General features: G+C 62.1%; 9 protein-coding genes. 4 read left to right on the plus strand and 5 right to left on the minus strand.

The genetic code is table 11. The features are described from left to right. The first annotated feature begins 240 nt into the window (after positions 1-240). Positions 241-2,169, plus strand: a complete 1,929-nt coding sequence (locus B2K11_RS09515) for an ATP-binding protein (protein ID WP_163618041.1) — start codon at positions 241-243, stop codon at positions 2,167-2,169. Here the strand turns inward: B2K11_RS09515 and B2K11_RS09520 are convergent. From B2K11_RS09520 to queC, 5 genes are read right to left on the minus strand one after another with little or no spacing between them, the layout of a single operon-like run. After that, entirely contained in the window at positions 2,144-2,746 is a 603-nt protein-coding gene (locus B2K11_RS09520) for a VUT family protein (RefSeq protein ID WP_204260071.1), read from the minus strand. The genes B2K11_RS09515 and B2K11_RS09520 overlap by 26 nt on opposite strands. After that, a complete protein-coding gene (locus B2K11_RS09525) occupies positions 2,743-3,570 on the minus strand; it encodes a GTP cyclohydrolase, FolE2/MptA family (RefSeq protein ID WP_239525928.1) in 828 nt (275 codons plus the stop codon). The genes B2K11_RS09520 and B2K11_RS09525 overlap by 4 nt, the downstream gene beginning before the upstream one ends. Continuing rightward, complete coding sequence (gene queD, locus B2K11_RS09530) at positions 3,570-3,953, minus strand: 6-carboxytetrahydropterin synthase QueD (protein ID WP_163618042.1); 384 nt, start codon at positions 3,951-3,953, stop codon at positions 3,570-3,572. The genes B2K11_RS09525 and queD overlap by 1 nt, the downstream gene beginning before the upstream one ends. Further along, positions 3,950-4,585: a 7-carboxy-7-deazaguanine synthase gene (queE, locus tag B2K11_RS09535; protein ID WP_163618043.1), complete on the minus strand. Its 636-nt coding sequence runs from the start codon at positions 4,583-4,585 to the stop codon at positions 3,950-3,952. Before queE ends, queD begins: the two co-directional genes overlap by 4 nt. After that, entirely contained in the window at positions 4,585-5,280 is a 696-nt protein-coding gene (gene queC / locus B2K11_RS09540; protein ID WP_163618044.1) for a 7-cyano-7-deazaguanine synthase QueC, read from the minus strand. Before queC ends, queE begins: the two co-directional genes overlap by 1 nt. A 978-nt stretch (positions 5,281-6,258) precedes the next feature. On the opposite strand from queC, the gene dbpB (B2K11_RS09545) reads away from it, so the two are divergent. From dbpB (B2K11_RS09545) to dbpB (B2K11_RS09555), 3 genes are read left to right on the plus strand one after another with little or no spacing between them, the layout of a single operon-like run. Continuing rightward, positions 6,259-7,389 carry a DGQHR domain-containing protein DpdB gene (gene dbpB / locus B2K11_RS09545; RefSeq protein WP_163618045.1) on the plus strand — a complete coding sequence of 377 codons (1,131 nt, stop codon included), beginning with the start codon at positions 6,259-6,261 and terminating at the stop codon, positions 7,387-7,389. Further along, positions 7,386-8,624: a tRNA-guanine transglycosylase DpdA gene (dpdA, locus tag B2K11_RS09550; protein WP_163618046.1), complete on the plus strand. Its 1,239-nt coding sequence runs from the start codon at positions 7,386-7,388 to the stop codon at positions 8,622-8,624. Before dbpB (B2K11_RS09545) ends, dpdA begins: the two co-directional genes overlap by 4 nt. Further along, positions 8,617-9,747, plus strand: coding sequence for a DGQHR domain-containing protein DpdB (gene dbpB, locus B2K11_RS09555; protein ID WP_163618047.1), 1,131 nt, complete (start codon positions 8,617-8,619; stop codon positions 9,745-9,747). The genes dpdA and dbpB (B2K11_RS09555) overlap by 8 nt, the downstream gene beginning before the upstream one ends. Positions 9,748-9,751: the final 4 nt, after the last annotated feature.

Genomic DNA, 9,751 nt, shown 5'->3' on the forward strand with positions numbered 1-9,751 from the left:
CCGACACCCCTTTTCCAGCGCTCCAGGCCTCCGCGCACGAGTCCAGGATAGGCCGTCAATTGCTTAACTCGCTAGACGTTCCACAGAAAGTGCCTGCGTGCATTCGAATCGTGATCCGTGCCCCAGCCTGGACTTGACCGGTAGTCTTCGACCTGTCCATCGAGAGTCTCTGGAGCGCGCGTGCAGGTCATTCCTCAGTCCTTTGATCCATTGCAATTCCGCCCATCGGAAGAGAGTGAGTTGGCCGCGCACGCGCGGAACATCGTCAAGAACGTCCTCGATAGCTACACCGGAAAGTTCGACGTCCTCGCCGAGGCAGTCCAAAACGCTATGGACGCGCTTGAAGAGCGGTGGGGGGATGGCATCTCCGCGGCGCCGGGACGAAAGGCCGGAGAGCTCCCGACTATTCGCGTCGAACTGGATGCCGCGGACACAGCAAACACCATCACGGTGACCGACAACGGTGTTGGGATACCGAGCCACCGACTGCAAGAGGTGTTCACTCCCCACCTGAGCCCGAAGTTGGCAACCGAGAAGCCTAGCCGCGGTCATAAGGGAGTCGGAACGACTTTCCTCATCTATGGACACCCGGCCTTCGAAGTTCGCACGAAGGCCGAAGACGATGAAGTCGCCTACGCCATCCAAGGTGGCGCCGATTGGGTTCGCAACGGAAGTGCAGACACCCCGCCAAAGTTCGAGCATGTGGTCGATGGGCAAGCCCGCCTAACAGATTTCGGTCGGGGCACGAGCATCACTGTCAAAGTAGATGACAGCACCCGGTTCGGTCGGCTTCGTAACGCGCAGTACAACACCACCTCCACTTGGGATTTGGTCCTCCGGACTTACACGGCAATCGGTATGGTGAACGTCGGCGCCACCGACCGACGCCGCCCGGAGTGGGTTCGAGAACTCAAAGTCGAACTAGAACTGAAGGGGGTCGCTGGCGCCGGAAAGGCCGAAATTACGCCAACGTTCCAGTACCCGCACTCGTTCGCCGCCACCAAAGCGAGCCTCGCGGAGATTTGGACGGGACAGGTGGGTGACAGCAATCGATTCGAGATGCTTTACCTGGAACTCACACATGAGGGGCTAGAGCAGCACCTTAAGGCACAGATCGAGGAACTCGAGAACAGCGACCAGGCTGACGACCAGGAGATCCTGCAGCGATTGCGAAGCTATGAGACCCAGGTCTATGCCAGCTGGGCATACAAGAACACCCTCTACGAAGACATCTATCGAACCGCGATCGAGGAACCCAGCGCCAAGCGCTATCAATACATGAATGTCAAGGGTGGTCTTCTGGTCGCCTCCGTAGGCATGCCGATCGGCGAGACCACCGATCACCCCTATGCAACGATGAAGCCGGAGTACCGGCGGCGCCTCTTCATGCTCGTGTCCTTCAACCAGCTGTACTCGCCTGATCTTGGCAGGAAGACAATCCCTGCGCACGATCGAGCGCTACTGGAATGGTTAGAGCCGCAGATTCAGAACCTGTTTACGCGTCACGTCGATCGGTTGGTTCGTTCTAACGATGAGGCACCTCACAAGGCGGGCACGTTCGCCGAGGCCAAGGAAGAAATCGCTCAGCAGGCGGAGAGAATCCGAAAGCAAGTCGAAAGAACCTCTCCCTTGCCGGCCCAACTCGCCTTCTCGTATCAGCCCAACTACGAGGCCGAACTGGTGGGACTCTTCTACGCTCATCTCAGCACCGGGGATCTCCCTGGCTACACTCTGCTAGCTGTGCCCGGCAGTCGAACTCGCCTCGACGGTCTCTTCGACTTCGAAACGGCCGACTTCGGGAAGCCCACCGCGGACATGCCAGTGCCGCTCGGCATCGCAGAGAGCAAAGCCAGAGACGGCGCGTTTCAACGCCGAACCAAGTGGCTTGAATTCAAGGTAAAGCTAGAGGATCTGGTCGACGACTTCGGCTCCGATGATGCGAGCGCCAGCAAGAAGTACTTTGACCTAGTTGACCTAGCAGTTGTGTGGGAGGTCCCCGACCGAGACGCCATCGGGGACTTTGATGTCGTCAAACTCGACACGTCGAATTGGAACGAACGTGATTATTACGGGGTCACGCATCTGCTCAAGAAAGGAACCGGGAATCACGTGCTCCAGGTTCTCGCGCTCCAGGACTTCATCCTCATGAACGCTTCGAAGGCGACGTGACGACCCGCGCGGAAACTCGTGGAGCCATCCGGCCGCGCGTCCGCGATCTTACGATTGCTCGGACCCCGACGTAGATCGCGAGTGGAACGATGGTCGCCCAGAGGATCTTGCCAACCATCTGACCGACGATGCTCTCGAACATGAGTGGGAAGCCGGCGATCCAGAGGAAGAGCACGGTGTCCACAGGCGCCGACACGCAGTTGGAGATGAGCGCCGCCCGAACGAAGCCGCGCGGACGTGCCCAGAGGAACACGAGCATGTCGGCGAGTTCTGCGACGAGGAACGCCACGGCAGAAGCCATTGCCAGCGCGGGAGTCGCAAGGAACCACGACAGCACCAGCCCGACCGCCATGCCGAGGAGCACCCCACGAACGCCGAGGTAGGTGTGGACAAAGTCGCGCGAAAGGAGTGCGAAGCCGGCAGCGTAGGTTCCTGCTGAGACAACAAGCCCGAAGCCGACCGGAACGAGACCAAAGTTCGCCGACAGAATGTTCGCGGCGAGGATTGCGCCGATGTAGACGGCGAGCGCGATCGCCCCGTATGCGAGGCGGCGCGGGTCGCGGGTCTGGGCGTTCAATGCTGCTCCTGCTTATCGGTATTGGTTTCGGGCGCCCACGACAGCGAGGCAACCGCGTCATGGCTATGGATGCTCTCGAAGTTCCGGACATGGATCGAGTGCCTGAGCCCGCGCGCACGACACGTCGATGAGAGATCTCGGACCATGTCCTCCACGAACGCTGGGTGGTCGTATGCCTCCATCGTGATCCATCGCTCATCGGGGCGCTTGATCACTGGGTAGATGGGGCAAGAGCCGACCTGGCGGGCGAGCGAGAACATCTCACTGAGAGTCAGCGGGTAGAGGTCATCCTGACCACCGGTGATTGAAAGCGTCACCGCGCTCCGCTGGTTGTGGGCGCCGTAGTCGCTGATGGCCTTGCTGCACGGGCACAGGCTCGTCACATGGGTCGTCAGCGTCGTGGTCATCGCGGCAGACTTGGCCGATCCCTCGACGGAGAAACTCACGTCGGCCGCCTGCCAGGCCGGCACGTCAGACACAGGTGCGCGAACCTCGAACGAGACGGGCAGATCGAACGAGATACGTGCGCTCGCAGCGCCCAGTCGGTCTGCCGCGCCAGCCACTAGGGCAGCCGCTCCCCTGGGGTCGAACTCACGCAACTCCGCGGCAATGGTCTCGATCATTCGGCTCATGTGGGTACCGCGGCGATCGGAGGCGAGCGTCACCACGAACTCGGCCGAACCCACGCCGGCAGCATTCACCTCGCCGTCCGTGATGCGGATCGGGGTACGAACGCCGGTGACCCCGACCGAGTCGAGAGCGATGCCGCGGGTGTCCTGCTCGTCCTGGATGTCGGGCAGCGCCCGTGTCATTTCCGGCAGCATCACTCGCCTCCGTTCGCTTGGCCACGGTAGGTGCACCGCGAGCGCGGCGTCTCGCTCACAACTATCGCGTGAAGGAGCGGGAGTTCGCCGCTGAGTCGCTCCCACAGCCAACGGGCCAGGTGCTCGCTTGTCGGGTTCTCGAGACCGTCGATCTCGTTGAGGAGACAGTGATCAAGTTGCTTGCCGATCGGAGCGAATGCCGCCGACAGATCACCGAAGTCTTGGACGAACCCCGTGTGCTCGTCGACAGCACCGCGCACGTGGATCCCGACCGTGTAGGAGTGCCCGTGCATGCGACCGCACTTGTGCCCCTCGGGGACATTCGGCAGGTAGTGGGCGGACTCGAAGGAGAACTCTCGCGCCAGCTCGGCGTAGAAGGTCATGCGATTCCTAGGTACTTGTGTGTCTGCAGGCTGAGCTGCCACGTCGGGTGGTTCAGGCAGTAGTCGACAGCCAGCGCGGTGTTGGCCGCGGCGTCCGGGCCATCCATCGGCTGGACTCGGAACGTTCCGAACTCCAAGTGCTCGAAACTGGCGGGGTTCACGTCCTTCTGCGGATAGACGAACTTGAGTTCGTCGCCTCGCGTTACGACCAGATCCGATCCAATCTTCGGGCTCACGCAGAGCCAATCAATTCCTGCGGGGGGAACCCGCGTGCCGTTGGTCTCGACAGCCACGTAGAAGCCGCGCTGGTGAAGCGCCTCGACGGCCGCCTCATCAAGTTGAAGCAGCGGCTCACCGCCGGTGCAAACCACCATCCGATTAGACGTCCAGCCGAGCGGCCATGCAGCTTCGACTGCGTCGGCAAGGTCGTCGGCCGTAGCAAACTTGCCGCCGCCAGGGCCGTCAGTCCCGACGAAGTCCGTGTCACAGAACTGACAGATCGCACGAGGACGATCCCGCTCGTGCCCGGTCCAGAGATTGCAAAGGCTGAACCTGCAGAAGACCGCGGGGCGCCCGGCGTGTGTTCCCTCTCCCTGGAGGGTGTAGAAGATTTCCTTGACCTTGTAGGACATCAGGCCGCTTGGTACGTGACCGGGTCGCTCGACCCAGCCTCCTGGAATCCTCGAATGCGCAGCAGGCAGGAATCGCAGTGCCCGCATGACCGGCCCGATTCGTCGGGGTCATAGCAGGACAACGTCAGTGAGTAATCGGCGCCGAGCTCGGTGCCCGCCCGGACAATGTCTGCCTTCGTCATGGAGATCAGCGGGGTGTGGATCTTCAGTCGCGCGCCCTCAACGCCGGCGCGAGTGGCGAGGTTCGCCATCGCCTCATACGCCTCGATGTACTCGGGCCGACAGTCGGGGTAGCCGGAGTAGTCAAGCGCGTTGACCCCGATGAAGATGTCCGTTGCGCCCACGACCTCGGCGAACGCGAGGGCGAAGGAAAGAAAGATCGTGTTACGTGCCGGCACGTAGGTGACCGGAATCTCCTCGGCGGAGAGTTCCTCGGCGCTGTCGTGCTTCGGCACATCGGTCTCGGACGTAAGCGCCGACCCTCCAAACGTCCTCAGATCGATGTCGCAGACGACGTGCTGCGCAACGCCCTGTGCTTGCGCCACGCGCTTCGCGGCTTCAAGCTCCACGACGTGGCGCTGACCGTACCGGAAGCTCAGAGCGTACGGTTCGTACCCCTGGCTCTTGGCGATCGCGAGAACTGTGGTGGAGTCGAGTCCACCGCTGAGGAGAACAACTGCCTTGCGCTGGGACATGTGAGCCTCCGCCCTTTCCGAGGTTTGCACGCACCGCAATGATAGATCGAAACTGTCAGGTGCAGTAGCATCGAAACACACGCAGTTAGGTGGTGTCACGTTGTCGCAGAAACTCACGATCGTCGTGACCTGCACCGACCGCAAGTCCCTCTCGGTTCCTGAGCAGAGGATGCTCCGGTCGCTTCCCGGCTCCCCGCCGGCGGTATCGACGTGGACTCAACGCATCGATTCTGCCGTGCGTGTAGTTCCGCTGCGAACGCTCTACCAGGGTGATGCCTGGTCGCAACTCCCGCGACTGGAGGAAGCGTCGCGCGTGGCAGGATTCGAGCCGACAACCTACGTCGCGTCCGCTGGACTTGGACTTCGCCCCGTGTCGAGTGTTGCACCAGCCTACGGCGCAACGTTCACACCGAACCAACCTGACTCGATCCGGGGTTCGGTCGAGCAGCAGAGGGTGTGGTGGGACGGACTGAACGAGTGGAATGGATCCCGGGGCGAGGTCCCCGAAGGAAATCCGACTCTCTTCGTCCTCTCTCAGCGTTATGCGGACGTGCTTGCTCCGTTGGTAGCGAAGTCGGCCGTCGCCAGCTCCGTGCTCGTCATTGGCGGTTCGAATGCAGTTGCCCCTTCCCTAAGACTTCCGGCCGACGCCAGACTTCGGTCTGCAGTCGGCGGGACGCTTGGCGCCCTCAACATGCGTACGGCTGTGGCCTGGATGGAGCGATTGACGGAACCCGCGATCGACTCACCTCGAGCCCGTGCGTCGTGGAACACCTGGGCGGAGGGCGCCAGGCGAGATGAGCAGTACCGGCGCACCCCGCTTGGTGACGATGAGGTCCTTGAAGCGGTCCGGCTTATCCGTACTGAACAACCAGCCATCAGTCGGACTCGCGCACTCCGCATGCTTCGGGACAATGGTTTCGCCTGTGAGCAGAAGCGCTTCGCTCATCTATTCGAAAGCGCTCGAGGAGGAGCATCGTGACGCAGGAGTGGATTGAGCGACGTGCACTGCGGGTACTTCAGGGCGAGATCCCGCTTTACCTCTTCACACTCGCCGCTGAGGAAGTGGATCAGGTAGCGGATGTGGCTCGCATCTCGCGCGACAAGGCTGGCAAACTCATCGGCTACCAGCGACCCGAGAAGCGAAAGCACGTCAATCAGATTCAGGAGTATCTCGATGGAGACGACGTACTCTTCCCCAACGGCCTGATCCTCGCTCTTCCGCCGGAGGTGCGATTCAAGTCCAGTCGGGGGCCCGGCGTGAACGACGGGCTTGCCGTCGCCGGCACACTCGAGATACCCATCGTCAATGGCGAGGGCGGCCCCCGCCCCGCATGGATCGTTGACGGCCAGCAGCGTAGCCTCGCACTGGCCCGAACTCGCAATCGCCGCCTGCCCGTGCCTGTCGCCGGGTTCGTTACGGAGGATCTTGAGATCCAGCGCGAGCAGTTCCTTCGTGTGAACACTGTGCAACCGCTTCCCGTGGGATTGGTGACCGAACTTCTGCCAGAGATCGCACGCGTCCCATCGGCACGCATGTCCACAAGACAACTGCCGTCCGCGCTCGTAGACATGCTCAACATGGACCCCGAATCACCCTTTTACGGGTTGATCCGCCGTGCGTCGACGGCGGCCGAAGATCGGCCCAACGCCATGGTGACGGACACCGGCCTGGTTGAGGCCTTGCGAGAGTCTGTCGAGTCCCCTTCAGGGGTGCTTTTCCCCTACCGGAACATCGCGGCCGGCACCACCGACACCGAAGGGATTCGGCGCACCCTCCTGGTGTACTGGAAGGCAGTCAAGGAGACATTCCCTTCAGCATGGGGCAAGAGCCCGTCGGAGTCCCGACTCATGGGGGGCGTTGGCATTCGGGCGATGGGGCGCTTGATGGAGCGCGTCATGGCGCACGTGGATGTGAACTCGGAGGATGCCGCGGCGCAGGCTCGGCTCGAGATTGGTCGAATCGCGTCCCAGTGCCACTGGACCAGCGGCACGTGGACGGACCTCGGTCTCCCCTGGAACGAGCTCCAGAACACCCCTCGACACATCAGTGCACTCTCAAACTTCCTTGCTCGCGCCTACCTCGCCGAAAGGTCGGCCGCGCGATGAAGTTCTTTTTCCCTGACAGCCAGGATCTCGTCAGTCCGACATACGACTTCGCGCATGATGAGTACCTGCCGACTCGCGTACGGCAACGCGACGACCGCTATGCGCACGAGGTGCTGGACTCCCCGCCGTACCACGGCATCCTTGTCAGCAAGGCGATCGTTGACGGAAGCGTCTCGGGGTCCGGTAAGTACACCTCCTCGCAGAGGGCGCGGCTCTACCGCATGGGTGTCCGGCGATTCTTCCGTCTTCCCGCGGGGATCGAGACGCTCGGCGACAACGGAGCGTTCAATTACGTCAGCGAGGAGGTTCCCCCCGTAACCGTGGACGAGACCCTCGACTTTTACGAGGAGTGCGGTTTCGACGCCGGAGTCAGCGTCGACCACATCATTTTCGGCTATGAGAGTTCGGCGGGGTTGGACGACGTCGACCCCGCCTGGAGCAGCCGGCGCCAACTCACGCTTCAACTGGCATCCGACTTCCGCCGGCGCGTGGAAGAACGCGGCTCCCAGATTCAGGCGGTCGGTGCCGCGCAGGGCTGGAGCCCTCTGACCTATGCCGATAGCGTGGCCCGTCTGCAGGAGATGGGTTACACGCGTATCGCGCTCGGAGGCATGGTCCCGCTCAAGACGAAAGACGTACTTGAGTGCCTTCGCGAGATCGACAGGGTGCGGAACTCGTCGACGGAACTGCACCTGCTTGGGCTGACGCGTGTCGACGCGATGGAAGAGTTCTCGCAGCTCGGGGTCACGAGTTTTGACAGCACATCGCCGTTTCGGCAAGCGTTCATGGATGACCGGAACAACTTCCACACACCTCAGGGTGCGCACGTTGCACTTCGCGTGCCGCAGGTGGATGGCAACCCGACGCTTCGCCGAGCGATCCTTGCGGGAACCGTCTCACAGCAGGACGCGATCGCGGCCGAGCGAAGCACTTTGAAGGCGCTGCGCGCCCTCGACGGAACACGCGCCGGCATCGACCGCGCTCTCGACGCACTCGGTCACTACGAGACGGTCGCGGGAGGCACAAAGAAGAGCTACCTGCCTGCGTATGAGCAGACGCTCGTGGCCGCTCCATGGGAAGACTGCCGCTGCCGGCTGTGCCGCACCCACGGAATCGAGATCGCCATCTTCCGCGGAACCGAGCGGAACAAGCGTCGCGGCTTCCACAACCTGACCATCCTGGCCACCAAGGTGGCAACCCTTACCGACCGGAGTTCGTCCCCTTCCCATGCCTGAGCAGACCATCGTTCTCCCTGCGATCCGGATTCGACAGGGCAACCAGTTCATCTTCGCTTTCGGCATCGATGGCAAGCGCGTGCACGAGTTCGCCGCCGTAAGCCGCGTACATCGCACCGATCAGACGCTTGCCGGTTACCAGCGACCCGAGGTCCTCTCTCACATCCGCGCAATTCGCCGATACCTCGAAACGGATGCTGCGATCCTCCCCAACGCGATCGTTTTGGCCTTCGACGATCGCGTCGAATTCAAGGCGTTGGATGCCGGCGCGTCGGAGGCCGCGTACTCGACAGTTGGTCACTTGATCATTCCGGTCGATACCGATCTTGCCGATGACGAGAAGCCCGCTTGGCTCGTCGACGGACAGCAGCGAAGCGCCGCGATTCGTGACGCTGACGTCGACGAGTTCCCCGTGGCAGCCGTCGGCTTTATCGCCAAAGATGAGGCCGAACAGCGGTCGCAGTTCATCCTAGTGAACAACACCAAGCCACTTCCGAAGGGCTTGATCCACGAGCTCTTGCCGACGACGTCGGCGGAACTGCCTGCAGCGTACGCACGTCGCCGTCTACCGGCGTCCGTGCTCAACATCCTGAACTTCGGCGTCGGTGGCGGGGAAGGTCCGTTCACTGGGCGGATCAGCACCCCGACGATGGCGGACGGCTACATCCGCGACAACAGCGTCCTCAAGATGATCGAGAACAGCCTGTACGAGGGCGCTCTCTACCAGTACCGCAATCCGGAGGACGGCACTGGTGACATCCCGTCCATCTTGATGCACCTCAACTACTTCTGGGGTGCAGTTGCACGGGTCTTCCCGCTTGAATGGCGCCTCCCCCCGACAAAGTCGCGCCTCACCCATGGCGCCGGAATCCAGTCTCTCGGCTATGTCATGGATTCTCTGACCGAAGGCGTGCCAGCGGCGGAACTCCCCGGCCTTGGCATCGAAGAGATCCTGGTGGACCTGCGAGAGCACTGCGCCTGGACGGACGGCACGTGGAACTTCGGCCCTGACCAGGTTCGCCGATGGAACGGCATCCAGAACACGCCGAACGACGTGCGGTTGCTTACGAGTCATCTGCTTCGAGTTGTGCGTACGTCAGGATCGCTCGCGTCACAGCGATAGGGCC

Source organism: Microbacterium sp. B35-30, assembly GCF_010634855.1.
Classification (GTDB): domain Bacteria; phylum Actinomycetota; class Actinomycetes; order Actinomycetales; family Microbacteriaceae; genus Microbacterium.